We start from the raw sequence: 17,259 nt of genomic DNA, 5'->3' as shown, positions 1-17,259 counted from the left end.
CAGCGTTGCGTAATAGGGTGGCGAGATGACGCGCACCACAGCCGACGTGACGTTCCTGCGCGGCTACAACCAGGCGCTGGTCATGGCGGTGGGGCGTACCGTGCCGACGTTCGAGCGGTCGACCATCGTCCAGGCCACCGGCCTGACACCACAGGCGGTCTCCAAGGTGATCGCCCGCCTGACCGCCGACGGCCTGATCCGTACCGCCGGCGTCCGCCGCCCGGGCATCGGCAAACCCGCGGTCGTCTACGAGCTGGTCCCCGACAGCCGGTACGCCATCGGCGCCCACGTCGCCCGGCGCACGCTGCGCCTGGTGCTCGTCGACCTGGCCGGCGCGGTGCACCACTCGGCGGTCAGCCCGCTGCCCGACGACTTCACCCCGCAGCAGCTGCTGCACGCCCTGCGCACCGGCATCGGCGCGATCACCGCGGGCCGGGATCTGCGGGGCCGGCTCACCGGCGTCGGCATCGGGATGATCGGCCCGCTGGACCACGAGCACGGCCTGGTCCGCGACGCCCACGGTCTGCGGCACTGGCACGACGTACCGCTGCGCGAGCTCGCCGAGGCGCACCTCGGCCTGCCGGTCCACCTCGACAAGGACGTCACCGCGGGGGTCACGGCCGAGGCCTGGCGGCACGGCGGAACCTTCGGCGACGCGGTCCTCATCATGGTCGAGTCCGGCATCGGCGGCGGCTTCTGGCTGGGCGGCACGGCCCACCGGGGCGCACACACCAACGCCGGCGAGTTCGGCCACACCGTCGTCGAACTCGACGGCCCGCTCTGCGTGTGCGGACGCCACGGATGCCTGGAGATCGTGCACAACCGGGCCGCCGAGGCCGGCGACATCGCCCGGGCCGCGCGGGTCCTGGCGGTCGGCGTCGTCAACCTGCTGCAGACCCTCGACCTCGCCCACGTGGTGCTGGCGGGCGCCGACCTGCTGCGGTACGCGCAGCCCTACCTCGCGGCGGTCGAGGAGGCCGTGCACACCGACGTGCCGCGCGCCGACTGGCTCACCACCGACGTCACCCTCTCCAGCCTGGGCGCCGACGTGATCGCGGCGGGCGCCGCCATGCAGGTCCTCGACCGGCACTACGGCGTGCCGGAACTCGCCCTGCTCCAGGGGTGACGATCAGCGGTTCAAAGATTTGATGTATCGGGCCAATCGGCGAGGCGACCACAGCTCGCGATCCCTCATCAAAACGCACGTCCGAGTCCATCGACGTCGTTGACGCACCGGATCAAGCCTCCGTATACTCCCAGTGATCATCCGATCTTTCCCCGAGCCGGGCGAGGAGCGCATGCCGCAGATCACTGCCGTCACCGTCGAGGACGTCCGCTTCCCCACCTCCCTGACCGCCGACGGGTCCGACGCCATGAACAAGGACGGTGACTACTCGGCGGCCTATGTCGTCCTGCACACCGACGGCGTGGACAGCGCGGGTGCGCCGCTCGCGGGTCACGGGCTGACCTTCACCATCGGCCGAGGCAACGACATCGTCGTCGCGGCGGCCGTTCACCAGGCCCACCGCCTGGTCGGCCTGGACGTGGCGACGATGGCGGCGGACATGGGGGCGGTCTACCGCCTGCTCACCTCCGACTCGCAGCTGCGGTGGCTCGGGCCGGAGAAGGGCGTCGTCCACCTGTCCCTCGCCGCCGTGCTCAACGCCTCGTGGGATCTGGTGGCCCGTGCCGCCGACAAGCCGCTGTGGCGGCTGCTCGTCGACATGTCCCCCGAGCAACTCGTCGACATCGCGGACCTGCGTTACCTGTCCGACGCGCTGACCCGGGACGAGGCGCTGGCCATCCTGCGCGCCAAGGAGGGCACGAAGGCCGATCGCCTCGCCGAGCTCGACCGGACCGGCTATCCCGCGTACACCACCTCGGCCGGCTGGCTCGGCTACGGCGACGACAAACTGCGCCGGCTGTGCCAGGAGGCGGTCGACTCCGGCTACGGGTACGTGAAGCTCAAGGTCGGCGCCAACCTCGACGACGACATCCGCCGCTGCGCGATCGCCCGGCAGATCCTCGGCCCGCACCGCAGCCTGATGATCGACGCCAACCAGGTGTGGGACGTCGGTCAGGCCATCGAGTGGGTCAAGGCTCTCGCCCAGTTCAACCCGCTCTGGATCGAGGAGCCCACCAGCCCCGACGACATCCTCGGCCACGCGGCCGTTCGCCGCGCCGTCGCGCCCATCGGGGTCGCCACCGGCGAGCACTGCCACAACCGGGTGATGTTCAAGCAGCTGTTCCAGGCCGAGGCCATCGACTTCTGCCAGTTGGACACCGGCCGGCTGGCCAGCATCAACGAGATCGTCGCGGTGCTGCTCCTCGCCGCGAAGTTCGACGTCCCCGTGTGCCCACATGCCGGCGGCGTCGGTCTGTGTGAGATGGTCCAGCACGTGTCGGTGCTCGACTACGTGGCGATCTCCGGCGATCTCACCGGCCGTGTCACCGAGTTCGTCGACCACCTGCACGAGCACTTCACCGACCCGTGCGTCATCCGGGACACCGGGTCGGGCAGCGGTTACGTCCTGCCCGAGCGGCCCGGCTACTCCACCCGGATGCGGACCGAGTCGGTCGCGCTCTACCGGTTCCCCGACGGCCACTACTGGGCCGCGGCGGACCCGACTACCGTGTCATCTCCGGAGCCGTACGTGATCGCGGGTGGAACGGCCACCCCCGCCGGCCGCTAGGAGGTGTCATGTCCCGCACCGACGAAGTGGTCAACGGCATCAAACGGATGATCCTCGAAGGGCAGTTCAAGCCCGGCGACCGGCTGCCCATCGAGAAAGACCTCGCCGAGTCGCTCGGCGTCTCACGGGGATCGCTGCGCGAGGGCATGTCGGCCCTGTCCATCCTCGGCATCGTCAACATCCGCCAGGGCGACGGCACCTACGTCACGAACCTCGACGCGCCGCAACTGCTGGCCCCGATGGGCTTCGTCGTGGACTTCCAGGGCCAGGGCGACCCGCGGCACATCCACACCGTCCGACGGCTGTTGGAGTGCGAGGCCGCCCGGCTGGCGGCGACCAGGATCACCGACGAGGCCCTCACCCAGGCAGGGGAACTGCTCGACGAGGCGGCCCGGATCGCCGGTCAGTCTCCACAGGACCACGAACGAATCATGGAGATCGACATCGCCTTCCACCGGATCATCGCCGTGCACGCCGAGAATCCGGTGCTCGTCGGCCTGATCGAGGCGTTCGCCGGGCGCACCCTGCGGGGGCGCTTGTGGCGGAGCCTGCACGAGGAGGGCGCGGACCGGCGTACCCACGACGAGCACGTGGCGATCCTGAAGGCCCTCGTGGCACGCGACCCCGAACGGGCCCGCATCCGGATGGCCAACCACCTGATCGGGGTGGAGGAGTCGTTGCACTGGTTGCCCGACGAGGGTGACGCGACCGCCGAGACCCCCCGGACGTGAAGGTCCACCCTCACGACTGCACGTCGAGCAGCCCCACCTCGTACAGCGCCGTCCAGAGCTGATCCGGGACGTCGGCGTCGGTGCGGCGCAGGGTTTCGGTCACCTGGGCCGCGTCGCGCATGCCGACCACCGTGGAGACCACGGCCGGGTGCCGGCGGACGAACGCCAACGCCGCCTCGGGCAGGGTGACGCCGTACGCCCGGCACACCTGCGCCGCCCGCCGCGCGTGCTCGATCACCTCCGCCGGGGCCTGCTGATAGTCGTAGACGGCGTCGGACGGCGGCATGTCCCGGGCCAGCAGCCCGGAGTTGTAGACCCCCGCGATCACCACACCGACGCGGCGGGCCTGCGCGGCGGGCAGCAGGTCGGTCAACGCACCCTGCTCCAGCAGGGTGAACCGGCCGGCGCACATCACCACGTCCACATCGGTCTCCGCCACGAACCGGGCCAGCATCGCGGACTGGTTCATCCCGGCCCCGATCGCCCCGATCACACCCTGCTCGCGCAGCTCCACCAACGCCGGCACCGCCTCGTACGCGGCCTGCTCCCAATGCTCGTCCGGGTCATGCAGGTACACCACGTCGATGCGGTCCAGGCCGGTACGCCGAAGGCTGGCCTCCAGCGAGCGTCGTACGCCGTCCCGGCTGAAGTCCCAGACCCGCCGGTGCTCGGCCGGCACATCGAACCCGTCCGGATCCCGCAGATGCGCGGTCTCCGGCGACGGCACCAGCAACCGGCCGACCTTCGTCGACACCACGTACTCGTCGCGCGGGCGGGAGCGCAGCGCGGCACCCAGGCGCCGCTCCGACAGGCCGAGCCCGTAGTGCGGCGCCGTGTCGAAGTACCGGATCCCGCCGTCCCACGCGGCGTCCACCGCGGCGGCGAAGTCCTCGTCCGACGTCACCCGGTAGAGGTTGCCGCCCTGCGAAGCGCCGAAGCCCAGCGCGGTGAGGTGCGGCTGACGGCCCGTCACCGGCCGAGCCAGCCGCCGCCGACGGCCGGGACGATGCCGGTGTATGCCACCGCGATGCGGACCTGCCCGGGGCCGGGCGGCTGCAGGGCGCGGTCCACGATCGCGGGATCGGGCGCGCCCCGGCAGACGACTGCCGTCACCGATCCTCCCGTTCCCTACTGGTGCTTCCGGTCATCGCGGCGACCAGGTCGTCGGTGGTCACCTCGTCGGCGCGCATCCGGGCCGCCCGCCGGCCGAGGCGCAGCACCTCGACCCGGTCGGCGATCTCCAGCACCTGCGGCATGTTGTGGCTCACCAGCACCACCGACATGCCGGCGTCACGGGCGCGCCGGACGACGTCGAGCACCCGTCCGGTCTGGACGACGCCGAGCGCCGCGGTGGGCTCGTCGAGGATGACCACGTTGGTCGCCCAGATGATCGCCCGGGCCACCGCCACGCACTGCCGTTGCCCACCGGACAACACGGCGATCGGGGTGGTGACCCGGGGAATTCGTACGCCCAGCTCGTCCAGCGCGGCGGCGGCGCCCTGCCGCATGGCCCGTTTGTCGAGCAGCCCGAGCCGGCCGAGCGGCCCGGAGCGCAGGATCTCCCGCCCCAGGTACAGGTTGGCCGCCACGCTGAGGTCGTCGGCGACGGCGAGATCCTGGTAGACGGTTTCCACGCCCGCGCGCCGGGCGTCGACCGGGTTGGAGAACTGGACGGGACGACCGCCCACCCGGATCTCACCCTCGTCGGGCGGGTGCACACCGGACAGCGTCTTGATCAGCGTGCTCTTGCCGGCGCCGTTGTCGCCGATCAGCGCGACGACCTCACCCCGGTGGACCGTGAAGTCGGTGCCGCGCAGCGCCTCGACGTGCCCGAACCGCTTGACGATGCCGCGGGCTTCGAGGACCGGCGGTTCCGCGGCGGCCGGGCTCTCGTCGGTGTCGGTGAATGCCGTTGGGGTCGCGCCCATCACTGCACCGGGGGGTTGGCGCAGCTGGGCTCGAGCACCGCCTTGATCTCCGCGGAGTCGATGTTCTCCTTGGTGACGAACGTGACCCCGGTGTCGGCGGACGCCAGCGGCGCCTTGTCCCGGAGGTGCTTGACCATCTTGTCGACCCCGAAGTAGCCCATCTTGAACGGGTTCTGCACGACCAGCGCCGAGATCTGACCGCTGCGCACACCGGCGATCTCGTCGGGGGCGGCGTCCCAGCCGATGATGACCACCTTGCCGGACTTGCCGGCGGCCTGGATCGCCTGCGCGGCGCCGAGCACGCTCGGCTCGTTGGCCGCGAAGACGCCGGCGAGGTTGGGGTTGGCGGTGAGGATGTTCTCGGTGACCCGCCGTGCCTCGTTGACGTCACTGCGGCTGGGCTGCTGACCGACCAGCTTCAGGTTGGGGAACTGGGCCAGGCCGGCCTTGAAGCCGTCGACCCGCTCGGTGTTGGTCTGCGATCCGGGCTGGAACTCGACCAGCGCCACCTCGTGGTTGCCGGGGCCGAGTTCGGTGGCGAGCAGCTTCGCGGCCTCGACCGCCGATGCGCGGTTGTCGGTGGCGAAGAGCGGAACGGCCGACGGCTGCGGGCTGGTGCCGGAGTCGATCATCGCGACCGGGATGTTGGCGGCGAGCGCCTGGTCGGTGGCCGGCGCCAAGGCGCGGGAGTCGGTGGCCGCGTAGACGATGCCGTCGACCTTCTTGGTGACGAAGTTCTGGATCAGGTTGACCTGGCCCTCGACATCGGTCTCGGTCGTCACCCCGTCCCACTGGACGGTGACGTTGCCCGCGCGTTGCGCGGCGCAGTCGGCACCCGCCTTCACCGTGTTCCAGTAGTCGGCCCCGACGGCCTTCGGCACCACGGCGAGCTTCAGCGGCCCGCTCGCGTCCTTGGTCGCGCCGTCGCCTCCGTCGCGGACCTCGACCCCGCCGCAGGCGCTGAGCAGAGCAGTCGCCGCGGCGGCAGCCAGGATGGCTCGTGTGCGCAGGAGGTGCCCTCGCGCGCGCCGGCTGGTGGTGGTGTGTGCCATGGTGTGTGTCCTTCCTCGTTCGGACTCTCGAAATGGCATGTCAACCCCGTGCTTGCAGCCGCCGGCGGCGGTACTGGTCGAAGTAGACGGCGGCCCAGATGATCAGGCCGACGATCACCTGCTGGTAGTGGATGCTGATGTCGAGCAGGACGGCGCCGTTGCGCACCAGGGCGATGAGGAAGGCGCCGATGATGGTCCCGACGATCCGGCCCTGCCCGCCGAAGAGGCTGGCGCCGCCGATGACCGCGGCGGCGATGACGTCGAGTTCCAGTGAGATGCCGTAGTTCGGCTGACCCGAGTTGACCCGGGAGGCGGCGATCATGCCGCCCAGCCCGACCAGGACCCCGGCCAGCACGTACACCCCGGTCAGGTAGCGACCCACCCGGATGCCCGAGCGGCGGGCCGCCTCCAGGTTGGAGCCCATCGCGTAGGTGTACTGACCGAACCGGGTCTGGGAGAGCAGGAAGGCGACTCCGACGGCCACGAGGGCGGTGATCACCACGGCGAACGGGATGCCGATGATCTCGCCGTTGCCCAGCAGCTGGAAGGACCGGGGCAGTCCGTAGACGCCGACCGCGCCGGTGATGATGAAGACGAGACCGCGACCCACCGACATCGTCCCCAGCGTCGCGATGAACGGCGGAATTCGGGCGATGGTGACCAGCAGCCCGTTCACCAGCCCGGCCAGCGCGCCGACGCCGATTGCGACCGCGGTCGCGGCCCAGAGCGGGAAGCCGAGGTCACGGACGACCATCGCCCCGGCGACGCCGGCGAGGGCGGCGACCGACCCCACCGACAGGTCGATGCCCTTGGTGATGATGACCATCGTCTGCGCCGCGGCGATGATGGCGATCACTGCCGTCTGCGCCCCGATGTTGAACAGGTTGTCCGCCGTCAAGAAATAGGGACTGGCGAAGCTCAACGCGATGAACAGGACGACGAGCGCGGTGGCGGCGGTGAACTCGGAGACGGCGTGCGAGATCCGTTCTCGGAACCAGTCGCTGAGTTCGCCGCGCTGCCTGCCGGCGGTTGCCTCGACGGTACTCATCGTCGGACCTGACCTCCCCAGCCGTGGCTCCGACACCCGACGGATCACCGCCGGTGAGCGGAGCACCTGTGAGAACCGAGCCTCCTCGGCAGGGAGAGCACGAACCGAAGCCCGCATCACCGTCGAGATAGGTCGGATGTTTCGCTCGATCAGGCGTTACCATGCCATGCATTCAGGTATGTTGCCAAGGTCTTACGACCATGTTTTGCCATCGTTATCCGAGCCGCCGGCCGCATACGTCCGATCAAACTGCCACCACCACGACGGCCCCGGACGTGGCACCGCCGGACGTCGGCGATGCGGCCCACTCGGGCGTCCACACCGGAATGTCGGCAGGATGCGGCGAGGTGGCGAGCCACGCACACGGCATCGTGGATCGACCATCGTCGGCCCGTGCATCTTATCGATAACACACGATGTATCGATACCGGATCGCGAAGGCGTCCGCGCCGCGGCCGGACCCAGAGGTGGTGGTGCGCGTCGACGATGCCCGACGCGAGCGGGTCGCTGGTCGTCATCGGCCACGCCCTGGTGCGCTCAGGCACCCGCCCGGCCGGTGGATCGGTCGGCAGCATTGACGTGTTAGCGGTAACAGGCACCTACCATCGGCCCGCAGCCGGATCGGACCCGCGCACCGACAGAGGCGGTGGCCACCATTGGCATCGAGCTTTGGTATGACGAATCAGCCGACACCGATCCGGCTCGAACAGCCACCGACCAGCCGCACCCGCACCACGACCGCAGGCACCGACGGCTTCGGGTCCGGGCCCGTGCGGCCGGGTTGACCGCCCGAGGCGGCACCGATACCGTCGACCCACTATCTGCGGCGACGCGAGGGAAGCCGGTGTGAATCCGGCGCGGTCGCGCCACTGTGAGCGGTCCACCGTTTCGACGGAGGCCCGCGAGCCAGGACGCTCGGTCGTCCGCAGCCTTGCGATGGGGACGCGTCATCCCCGGGGAGGTTCGTGTACGCATGTCCAGTTCCACGTCCAGCCAGCCGTTGGTGCACCCCGCTGGCACCGCACGTCTTCTGTGGACGGTCCTGACGACCGTCGCCGTGCTCACCCTGCTGGCCTACCTTGTCGCCTTCGACCAGGGCGCGGTCTCGCGCAGCGGCATGTACCTGCACGAACTCATGCACGACGGGCGGCACCTGCTGGGTGTCCCGTGCCACTGAACACCACCACCGCTCCCCCGTTCGTCACCGTCCTCGTCCGTGGCCTGCTCGCCGGACTGGTAGCCGGCCTGCTCGCGGGGGCGTTCGCCTACGTCGCCGGTGAACCGCGGATCGAGGCGGCCATCGCGATCGAGGAGGCGGCCACGCACGCCGAGCCGGCCGCCGGCGGGCACCAGCACGAGGACGCCCTGGTCAGCAGGAGTGGTCAGCGGGGTGGGCTGTTCCTGGCCACCGGCCTGTTCGGTGCCGCGATGGGTGGCCTGCTGGCCACCGCGTACGTCCTGCTGTCGCGCCGGCGACGCGCCTACGACGACGGACGGTCGGGGCTGCTGCTGGCCGGCGCGGCGCTGCTCGGCGCGGTGATCGTGCCGTTCCTCAAGTATCCGGCGAATCCGCCGGCGGTCGGCGACCCGGCGACCATCAACCAGCGCACCGTCACCTACCTGCTGATGGTGGTGCTCGGCCTGGTGGCGGTCTGGGCGGGCTCGTTGGGCTACCGGGCGGTCGGCGTCGGGGCACCGACGTGGCTGCGCGTGGCCGCAGCCGTCGGCGGCTTCCTGCTGGTCACCGTGGTGTCGTACGTGGTGATGCCGTCCTTCCAGGAGGTCCCGGCCGACTTCCCGGCGACCCTGCTGTGGGACTTCCGGCTGGCCTCGCTCGGCACCCAGGTCGTGCTCTGGACCGGGATCGGTCTGCTGTTCGCGGCCCTGATGCACGACCGGCGCCGGGCCACGAGCGCGGCGCCGGTGACGTGACCGCCACCAGCCTGCGGCTGGTCGCACACGGGCACACCGCCGCCCTGCGCAGGGCACGCTTCGGCGGAACGGACGACGGTCTGGACGAGGGTGGCCTGCGGGCCGTCCTCGCCCTGGCCTGCGCCCCAGAGGGCCGGTGGGGACACCTGGGCGCCGCCGATGTCGGGCTGTCCAGTCCCGCGGCGGCGGCCGTCCAGACCGCCGACGCCCTCGGCCTCACGCCGACCGTCGAGGCGGCGCTGACCGACTGCGACTACGGCCACTGGACCGGACGGTCACTCGACGACGTCGCGGCCGACCAACCGCAGGCGCTGCACGAGTGGCTGTCCACACCGGACGCGGCACCCCATGGCGGCGAGTCCGTGACCGCGGTGCGGGACCGCGTCGGCCACTGGTTGGACGGGCAGCGCGGACGCGGGCGGCGGGTCGTGGCCGTCACCCACCCGCTCGTCATCCGGGTCGCGGTCGTGCACGCCCTCGGGCTCCCGACGGCGACGTACCGCCAGGTGGACGTCGAACCGTTGGCGGTCGTCCGACTCACCGACCACGGCGCACGATGGCAGCTACGACTGGCCGCACCCGCGACACCGCGGATGTCCGCCTGAGCGTCGGCCCGGCCGGCAGGCCGTGGCCATCCTTCTGGACGGCCACGGCCTGAGCCCGGCTCCGGGCGCCTGTCAACGGCGGCCGAGGATGGGCGTCAGGACCGAGGCGGCCAACAGGTACGCCCCGAGCACCCAGCTGATGTCGCTGGTCAAGACGCTCAGGGCCCTTCCGATGGTCGGCTGCGCTCTCCTTCGGAGTCGGCCTGACATCGTTGTCATCGAGCTCGTGACGATGAAGGCGGGAGTTAGGGGGACTGCCGCTGATAGTTCCGGGCAGGGCACAGCGATGTCAACGGGTTGATCACACCGAAACGTCACGGTGGCGGTCGTCAGGCGAACACCGGCCGAACCGACGACGGGCGGTGCGGCGGGAGGCTGACCGCCGGCACCGCCATGTCGCCGTCCGTCCGTCGCCTGGCGATCCGGCCCGTGTCCGCCGTGGACAGACTCCCGCATCCGCCGACGCACGCGGCAGAGGAATACGACCCGGGTCTGACAGAGGGGGCCGAAGGTCCCCCCAGGAGCGGTACGGCGGCACTGATCGGCAGCCCGCGCGGCGAGTGGAATAGGGGCGACACCGACGAACGAGAAAGGACGTGGACACCATGACCGCCACTCAGCTCCCCACGACTCCCCGGCACGACACCCCCGCCGGACGCAACGGCACCACGGTGACCGCTCCCGCGACCGTCATCACCACCACCGAGACCAGGACGCAGAAGGCCACCCGGTTCACCCTCGCCGGCCTGCGCATCGCCCTCGGCTGGATCTTCCTCTGGGCCTTCATCGACAAGGTCTTCGGGCTCGGCTTCGCCACCAAGGCCCAGGGCGCCTGGATCGACGGCGGCAGCCCCACCAAGGGCTTCCTCGGCAACGCCGTCACCGGCCCGTTCGCCGACGTGTACAAGGGCTTCGCCGGCGCCGCCTGGGCCGACTGGCTCTTCATGATCGGCCTGGCCGCCATCGGCACCGCGCTGATCCTCGGCATCGGCCTGCGCGTCGCCGCGGTCGCCGGTGGCCTGCTCCTGGTCCTCATGTTCACCGCGGTGCTGCCCCCGGAGAACAACCCCGTCATGGACGACCACCTGATCTACGCCGCTGTCCTCGCCGTCCTCGCCCTGACCGCCGCCGGCGACACCCTCGGCCTCGGCAAGCCGTGGGCCAGGCTCCCCCTCGTCCAGCGCCTACCCTGGCTCCGGTAACCACCACGGATCGTCCACGGTCGGCACCCACCGGTGCCGGCCGTGGACGTCGTCGTGCCGGTGCGCCGGACACCGCCGCGACCCTGAGGGTGCCGTCGAAACTTTCGGGTGTTTTCCGGATCGAACTGAGTCGATCTTTATTCGGTGCTGGATGGGCTCTTCGTCGTCTGACACCCGACCCGCGCGTCCGCGCCGCTGCGGTTCCGGAGCCCTTCCGGAACTTGTTGACGTGCCGGAATTCTCGCTGTAATACTTCGATTCATTGAGGTCGATGCGATCAGTTCGTCGGGTACCAGTCGACCTTCCCACCCATACCCACCTGTCCGTGGCGCGCCGCCGCATGTCCGGCGCGCGTTCGGGCCTGGTTGAAGGGGCACCAGATGAGCACTGTCTCCGCTGGCGTGGTCGCCGGTCCCAAGCGGCTTCGTGCGGCGCTCGCCGTCCTCGCCACCGCCGTCGCGACCTGCGGCGTCGTCATCGCCGCCACCGCCACCGCGTCAAGCGCGGCCGCCTGCAACGGCTACGTCGGGCTGACCTTCGACGACGGACCGACCGGCAGCACCGGCGCACTGCTGAACGTGCTGCGCGCCAACGGCGCACGGGCCACCATGTTCAACGTCGGGCAGAACGTGCAGAACAACCGGTCGGCGGCGCAGGCGCAGGTGGCCGCTGGCATGTGGGTCGGCAACCACAGCTGGAACCACGCGCACATGACCTCGATGAGCCAGGCGCAGATGCAGTCCGACCTGTCCCAGACCAGCTCGGCCATCCAGTCGGCCACCGGCAGCCGGCCGCAGCTGTTCCGCCCGCCGTACGGGGAGACCAACGGCACCCTCCAGTCGGTCGCCTCGTCGCTGGGCATGCGCCAGGTGATCTGGGACGTGGACTCCCAGGACTGGAACGGCGCCAGCGTCAGCCAGATCGTGGCCAACGCCAGCCGCCTGCAGAGCGGCCAGGTCATCCTCATGCACGACGGCATCCAGAACACCCGGGACGCGATCCCGCAGATCATGGCAAACCTCACCAGCCGCAACCTGTGCCCCGGCATGATCTCGCCGTCCACCGGCCGGGCGGTCGCGCCCGACGGCACGACCCCGCCGCCCGGCACGACCCCGCCGCCCGCCGGCAGTTGCTCCGCGACCGCGACCACCACCAACGTCTGGGGTGACCGGTACAACACCTCGGTGACGGTCAGCGGTGCCACCACCTGGGCCGTGGTCGTGGCCCTCACCGCACCGCAGACGGTCGCCACCACCTGGAACGGCACCCCCAGCTGGGACGGCAGCGGCACCGTCATGACCATGCGATCCAACGGCAGCGGCAACACCTTCGGCTTCACCACGATGTTCAACGGCAACAGCGGCGCCCGCCCGCAGATCCGTTCCTGTACCGCCGGCTGACACGCCGTCGGCTCCACCGGTCGTGCGTGGCGACGCGGCGGTCGCCACGCACGACCACTCCCCTGCCCGCCGATGTGCCGACGCACGGGATGCAGCCGCGGCCGTGAAGTGCGTACAGTTCCGGGTCGGACGTGGGCGGGCCGGGGGAAACCGGCGTGGGGAACGGGACGAGACAAAGGCGCATGACGGCAGACAGCATTACCGAAAACGGTCAGCATGGGATCGACCGCAGCCGACTGGAGACCTGTCTCAGCGTCTTCGAGGCGTTGGAGTCCCTGCCGCCCGACCACCCCGACGTGGTGCGTGTGCAGCGGGCCACCGCGAAGCTCTACAAGATCATCAAGCAGCGGCGACGTGAGGAACGGCGCGACGCCATCCTCGCGGCCGACCGTGCGGTGACGGAGGCCACCGCGACCGGCGCTCCGGGCCGCATCGACGACGAAACCCAGGGCATCCCCCTCGCCTCGCCCACCGAGGGCACCACGGCCGGCTTCCTGCACAACCCGCGCGGCTGCTACGTCTGCAAGCAGCGCTACCGCGAGGTCGACGCCTTCTACCACCAGCTCTGCCCGTCCTGTGCCGCGCTCAACCGGGAGCGCCGCGACGCCCGCACCGATCTGACCGGTCGGCGCGCGCTGCTCACCGGCGGCCGGGCGAAGATCGGCATGTACATCGCGTTGCGGCTGCTGCGCGACGGCGCGCACACGACGGTGACCACGCGGTTCCCCCACGACGCGGTGCGCCGGTTCGCCGCGATGCCGGACAGCGCGGACTGGCTGCACCGCCTGCGGATCGTCGGGATCGACCTGCGCGACCCCGCCCAGGTGATCGCCCTCGCCGACTCGGTCAGCAGCCAGGGGCCACTCGACATCCTGATCAACAACGCGGCGCAGACGGTTCGCCGCTCCCCCGGGGCGTACGCGCAGCTCATCGCCGCGGAGGCCGCGGCCCTGCCGGACGGGCCGCTGCCGGAGCTGATCACGTTCGCCAAGCCGGACGGCCACGGTGCCCCGGCGGGCAGCCTGACCGTCGGCCCGCAGTCGACCGCGCTGACCCCGCACGCGCTCACCGCCCTGGCGTTGACCAGCGGCTCCGCTTCACCGGAACGGATCGCCGCGTCCACCGCCATCGACGCCGGCGGCCTGGTGCCGGACCTCGACTCGGTCAACAGCTGGGTCCAGCGGGTGCACGAGGTCGACCCGGTCGAGCTGCTCGAGGTGCAGCTCTGCAACGTGACCGCGCCGTTCGTGCTGGTCAGCCGACTGCGACCGGCGATGGCCGCGGCGCAGGCGCGCCGCAAGTACATCGTGAACGTCTCAGCGATGGAGGGTCAGTTCGGTCGCGGCTACAAGGGGCCGGGGCATCCGCACACCAACATGGCCAAGGCCGCGTTGAACATGCTGACCCGGACCAGCGCCCAGGAGATGCTGACCGACGGCATCCTGATGACCAGCGTCGACACCGGCTGGATCACCGACGAGCGGCCCCACCCGACGAAGATGCGGCTGGCCGACGAGGGCTTCCACGCCCCACTCGACCTGGTCGACGGCGCGGCCCGGGTGTACGACCCGATCGTCCGTGGTGAGCTGGGCGAGGACCTGCACGGGGTCTTCCTGAAGGACTACGCCCCCTGCGCCTGGTGATCGATGTTCCCACCGCTCGACGAGGAGAAGGTACATGTCATCCGACCATGACCAGTGGCCGACGCTGGACGAGCTGCTGCGCGAGGAGAGCGAGCTGGAGCTCGCGAGCCTGACCGAGACCGACGCGTTCGAGTTGGGCGTGCTCGCCGTCACCGCCGCCGCGCAGCAGCGGCTCCCGATCTCGGTGGGCGTGTGGCGGACCGGACGCCAGCTGTTCCACAGCGGTCTGCCGGGCTCGACGGCGGACAACGACGGGTGGCTGCGCCGCAAGGGGCGCGTGGTGCTGCGGTTCGAGCGCTCGTCGCTGTACATGGCCCGGCTCTGCCAGGACAAGCAGACGACGCTCACCGAGAAGTTCGGCCTGCCGGCCTCGCGGTACGCGGCTGCCGGCGGCGCGGTGCCCCTGCGCGTTCGCAGCGCCGGCGTCGTGGGCTGGTTCGGAGTGTCCGGCCTTCCGCAACTGGACGACCACCGCTTCGTCGTCGACGTCCTCCGCAAGCTTCCGGGCTAGCCGCCCGGTCGGCCCCGGCGGCCGCACCGCGAGGCCGCCGGGGCCGTGCCGCCGGACCGATCGTCATCGCGCCAGCACCGGGGCCGCACGAGCGTCGTGCCCAGCTCGAAGGTCTGCGCGGGTCAGTGGCGGGCGCGCCGGTTGGCGCGCAGGGCACTCAGGATCAGGCCGGGCGAGGCCAGCGAACTCGGATGCTCCCGCATGGAGACGACCTCGTTGAACCGCCGGGCGACCCCGACGTCGGTGACCGTCGCCTCGACGATCTGCCGGCTCGCCCAACTGGAGAGCCGGTAGCCGCGCGGATAGGGCCCGTCGACGTGGGGCCGCGCCAGGTCCGCCGAGGTCGAGATCGACCAGGCGGCGTCCACCACGACCTTCTGCATCTCCAGGTACGAGCGGGCGGGCACGCTGAGATCCGGCTTGGATCGCAGGTACGTCGACAGGCACGCCGCGTGCAGAGCCGCCGCCGTCATCCCCTGCCCGTACACCGGATTGAACGACGCGACGGCGTCACCGACGCTGACGAGCCCGGCGGGGAACCGCTTGATCGCGTGGAAGTCCCGTCGCCGGCTGTCGGCGTGCGCGTAGGTCCGCACGTCGCCGAGCATCTCGTTGTCGGCCACCGCACCGAACTCGGGCGGGAACTGCTCGCGCAGCCGGCGGACGAAGTCCTCGGCGGTGCGACCCGGTCGATCGTCGCCGTACCCGGCCATCATGGCCATCCACTGACCGTCCTCGATGGCGAAGTACGCGGCACCGGCCACGTCGGCTTCCATCTGCGGGCTGTGCAGCGCCAGGACGACCGTCGACGCCGGGTTCGCCTCGGTGCGCCGGAACAGCGCGGTCGCGTAGTTCAGGTGCACGGTCATCCGCCGGGTGACCGGCCGCTCCCAGCCGGCCTGCTCCAGCCAGTCCGACAGTCTGCTCGAACGCCCCATGGCGTCCACCACGAGGTCGGCGCTCTCGGCGCCCGGTGCCCCGTCGCAGCGGACCCCGGTGACGGCGGTGCCATCGAACACGAGGCCGGTGGCGCGGGCGGCGACGGTCTTGACGTTGGGCAGCCGCAGCACCTGCTGGCGGATCAGCCCCTCCAGCAGCGGTCGGCTGCCCGCCAGGCTGTCGGCGTCGTCGGGCACGACAACCTTCAGCCGACCGTCGAAGTAGTTGCGTCTGGCCTCCGGGGGCGCCTCGACCGCCCCGTTGGCCACGGCCGCTTCGCGGAAGCCGGGGAACAGGCGTTCGAGGTGGAGGAAACCGCCGGGCAGCAGCGCGTGCAGCTGGGTTCCCTGCGGTACGCCGGGCCGATCCCCGGACACCTGCAGGTCGTCCCGCTCGATGATGATCACGCTGTCCGCGTAGTCGGACAGCACCCGGGCGGCCAGCAGACCGGCGACGCTCCCGCCGATCACGACCGCCTTGCCCAGGACCGGGGTCGCCTGGTCGGGAGGTCGCACGGCGTTCAGCACGGCGAAGACCTGAGCCGGAGAGAGGGACATCGTGCTCTCCAAGAGATGCGAGGCATGGTGACCGTGCCGTACTCGTCGGCGGGTGCGGCACGGACGGGACGGTGGACGGTCGTCGCGATTGCCCGACGATCGTTGCACACGGCCGGATGCTGCCTTGACAGCTCCACGCGGTTGTCGGATAGCGGCCAGGATGCTGGACGAGGCCGACCTTCGGGTGGAGTGACCCGGGTGGTTCCGTGATCGCGACCGACGCCGCCGGTAACAGGGTCGGGTTCGGCTCGGCCGGGCAGACCCCGGCGGCGTCCGACCCCGTCCGCGCCGCCGTCGGTGACCTGCTCGCCAGGACGGTCACCTGACCGACCGCCCGGCGCCGCGCGGATCGCGGCGTCCCCGCCGGTGAGCAGCGCCGCCGGTTATGCCGCCACCGCGGCGGCGTCCGCCGTGGTGCAGCCACTGGCCGAGCTCTGGCTGTGCGCGATGACCGCGTCGAGCCGGTCCCTGGCCTGCACGAGTCGAGTGATCTGCTCGTCGATGCGGGCGCGTTCGGCGTTCAGCAGGGCGCGGGACTGCGGCGTGCTGACCTTCGCGTCCACGCAGGGCAGGAGGTCCAGGATCGTCCTGCTGGACAGGCCGGCCGCGTACAGCATCTGGATCAGGTGCACCCGGTCGGCGGCGGCATCGCCGTAGTGGCGCTGGCCGCCGTTGCTGCGGGTGGACGCGAGCAGCCCCTGCTCCTCGTAGTAGCGCAGCGCTCGCACCGACACGCCGGTGCTGCTGGCGAGCTCACCGATCCGCACGATCTCTCCCCCTCACCTGGTGACGCCGGCACAACACTTGCCTCTAACGTCAGCGTCAGGTTCCAGCGTAGCCCCCGCGACGGACCGTCATTGAGCACGGGCCGCCGCGACCGCCGCTGGACCGAAAGCGCCGTGAGTCGGCTCGATCGTTGGCGGCTGAGCAATTCGACACGCCGAGCATCGCGCTGCTGAACTGCCACCGATCCCCGACTCGATCCGAGCGAGGTCTCCCACGCCAGCGGACCGGGAGG

General features: G+C 71.0%; 17 protein-coding genes and 1 riboswitch. Of the genes, 10 read left to right on the top strand and 7 right to left on the bottom strand.

Annotated features, from left to right (window positions below; genetic code table 11):
• The first annotated feature begins 25 nt into the window (after nucleotides 1–25).
• The 3 genes from F8271_RS01955 (at nucleotide 26) to F8271_RS01945 (ending at nucleotide 3,424) form a co-directional block, all read left to right on the top strand.
• Entirely contained in the window at nucleotides 26–1,126 is a 1,101-nt protein-coding gene (locus F8271_RS01955) for an ROK family transcriptional regulator (protein ID WP_151487862.1), read from the top strand.
• A 172-nt stretch (nucleotides 1,127–1,298) separates the two neighbouring features.
• The gene (locus F8271_RS01950) at nucleotides 1,299–2,693 is read left to right on the top strand and encodes an L-fuconate dehydratase (protein WP_151487861.1); all 1,395 of its coding nucleotides are present in this window, start codon (nucleotides 1,299–1,301) and stop codon (nucleotides 2,691–2,693) included.
• Between the two features lie 8 nt (nucleotides 2,694–2,701).
• Nucleotides 2,702–3,424 carry a FadR/GntR family transcriptional regulator gene (locus F8271_RS01945; protein WP_151487860.1) on the top strand — a complete coding sequence of 241 codons (723 nt, stop codon included), beginning with the start codon at nucleotides 2,702–2,704 and terminating at the stop codon, nucleotides 3,422–3,424.
• Between the two features lie 10 nt (nucleotides 3,425–3,434).
• Here F8271_RS01945 and F8271_RS01940 read toward each other — a convergent pair whose 3' ends face one another.
• Genes F8271_RS01940 through F8271_RS01920 form a run of 5 tightly spaced genes read right to left on the bottom strand, consistent with a single transcriptional unit; the run spans nucleotide 3,435 to nucleotide 7,452 of the window.
• Nucleotides 3,435–4,397, bottom strand: coding sequence for an aldo/keto reductase (locus tag F8271_RS01940; protein ID WP_225854107.1), 963 nt, complete (start codon nucleotides 4,395–4,397; stop codon nucleotides 3,435–3,437).
• The gene (locus F8271_RS01935; RefSeq protein WP_192580104.1) at nucleotides 4,394–4,537 is read right to left on the bottom strand and encodes a hypothetical protein; all 144 of its coding nucleotides are present in this window, start codon (nucleotides 4,535–4,537) and stop codon (nucleotides 4,394–4,396) included. The genes F8271_RS01940 and F8271_RS01935 overlap by 4 nt, the downstream gene beginning before the upstream one ends.
• A complete protein-coding gene (locus F8271_RS01930) occupies nucleotides 4,534–5,352 on the bottom strand; it encodes an ATP-binding cassette domain-containing protein (protein ID WP_151487858.1) in 819 nt (272 codons plus the stop codon). The genes F8271_RS01935 and F8271_RS01930 overlap by 4 nt, the downstream gene beginning before the upstream one ends.
• Nucleotides 5,352–6,404, bottom strand: coding sequence for an ABC transporter substrate-binding protein (locus F8271_RS01925; RefSeq protein ID WP_151487857.1), 1,053 nt, complete (start codon nucleotides 6,402–6,404; stop codon nucleotides 5,352–5,354). The genes F8271_RS01930 and F8271_RS01925 overlap by 1 nt, the downstream gene beginning before the upstream one ends.
• Before the next feature lie 40 nt (nucleotides 6,405–6,444).
• A complete protein-coding gene (locus F8271_RS01920; protein WP_151487856.1) occupies nucleotides 6,445–7,452 on the bottom strand; it encodes an ABC transporter permease in 1,008 nt (335 codons plus the stop codon).
• Between the two features lie 836 nt (nucleotides 7,453–8,288).
• Nucleotides 8,289–8,367: riboswitch (cobalamin riboswitch) on the top strand.
• A 58-nt stretch (nucleotides 8,368–8,425) separates the two neighbouring features.
• On the opposite strand from F8271_RS01920, the gene F8271_RS01915 reads away from it, so the two are divergent.
• The 7 genes from F8271_RS01915 to F8271_RS01880 all read left to right on the top strand — a co-directional run bounded on the left by F8271_RS01915 (nucleotide 8,426) and on the right by F8271_RS01880 (nucleotide 14,745).
• Nucleotides 8,426–8,629, top strand: coding sequence for a CbtB domain-containing protein (locus F8271_RS01915; RefSeq protein ID WP_151487855.1), 204 nt, complete (start codon nucleotides 8,426–8,428; stop codon nucleotides 8,627–8,629).
• Nucleotides 8,620–9,384, top strand: coding sequence for a CbtA family protein (locus F8271_RS01910; RefSeq protein WP_151487854.1), 765 nt, complete (start codon nucleotides 8,620–8,622; stop codon nucleotides 9,382–9,384). Before F8271_RS01915 ends, F8271_RS01910 begins: the two co-directional genes overlap by 10 nt.
• Nucleotides 9,381–9,989: a histidine phosphatase family protein gene (locus F8271_RS01905; RefSeq protein ID WP_151487853.1), complete on the top strand. Its 609-nt coding sequence runs from the start codon at nucleotides 9,381–9,383 to the stop codon at nucleotides 9,987–9,989. The genes F8271_RS01910 and F8271_RS01905 overlap by 4 nt, the downstream gene beginning before the upstream one ends.
• A 605-nt stretch (nucleotides 9,990–10,594) precedes the next feature.
• Complete coding sequence (locus F8271_RS01895; RefSeq protein WP_225854106.1) at nucleotides 10,595–11,191, top strand: hypothetical protein; 597 nt, start codon at nucleotides 10,595–10,597, stop codon at nucleotides 11,189–11,191.
• Between the two features lie 380 nt (nucleotides 11,192–11,571).
• On the top strand, nucleotides 11,572–12,591 hold the full coding sequence (locus tag F8271_RS01890; RefSeq protein ID WP_151487851.1) for a polysaccharide deacetylase family protein: 1,020 nt from the start codon (nucleotides 11,572–11,574) through the stop codon (nucleotides 12,589–12,591).
• 182 nt (nucleotides 12,592–12,773) lie between these two features.
• The gene (locus tag F8271_RS01885) at nucleotides 12,774–14,234 is read left to right on the top strand and encodes an SDR family oxidoreductase (protein WP_151487850.1); all 1,461 of its coding nucleotides are present in this window, start codon (nucleotides 12,774–12,776) and stop codon (nucleotides 14,232–14,234) included.
• A 34-nt stretch (nucleotides 14,235–14,268) separates the two neighbouring features.
• Nucleotides 14,269–14,745: a heme-degrading domain-containing protein gene (locus F8271_RS01880; RefSeq protein WP_151487849.1), complete on the top strand. Its 477-nt coding sequence runs from the start codon at nucleotides 14,269–14,271 to the stop codon at nucleotides 14,743–14,745.
• 122 nt (nucleotides 14,746–14,867) lie between these two features.
• Here F8271_RS01880 and F8271_RS01875 read toward each other — a convergent pair whose 3' ends face one another.
• Together F8271_RS01875 and F8271_RS01870 are read right to left on the bottom strand one after the other, a co-directional pair.
• Entirely contained in the window at nucleotides 14,868–16,241 is a 1,374-nt protein-coding gene (locus tag F8271_RS01875; RefSeq protein WP_151487848.1) for an NAD(P)/FAD-dependent oxidoreductase, read from the bottom strand.
• Between the two features lie 383 nt (nucleotides 16,242–16,624).
• On the bottom strand, nucleotides 16,625–17,008 hold the full coding sequence (locus F8271_RS01870) for a MerR family transcriptional regulator (RefSeq protein WP_151487847.1): 384 nt from the start codon (nucleotides 17,006–17,008) through the stop codon (nucleotides 16,625–16,627).
• Between the last annotated feature and the right edge of the window lie 251 nt (nucleotides 17,009–17,259).

The sequence above is a fragment of the Micromonospora sp. ALFpr18c genome, assembly GCF_008868155.1.
Classification (GTDB): Bacteria; Actinomycetota; Actinomycetes; order Mycobacteriales; family Micromonosporaceae; genus Micromonospora.
The sequence above is the reverse complement of the archived record's forward strand: the minus strand, read 5'-3'. Positions and strand labels throughout refer to the sequence as shown.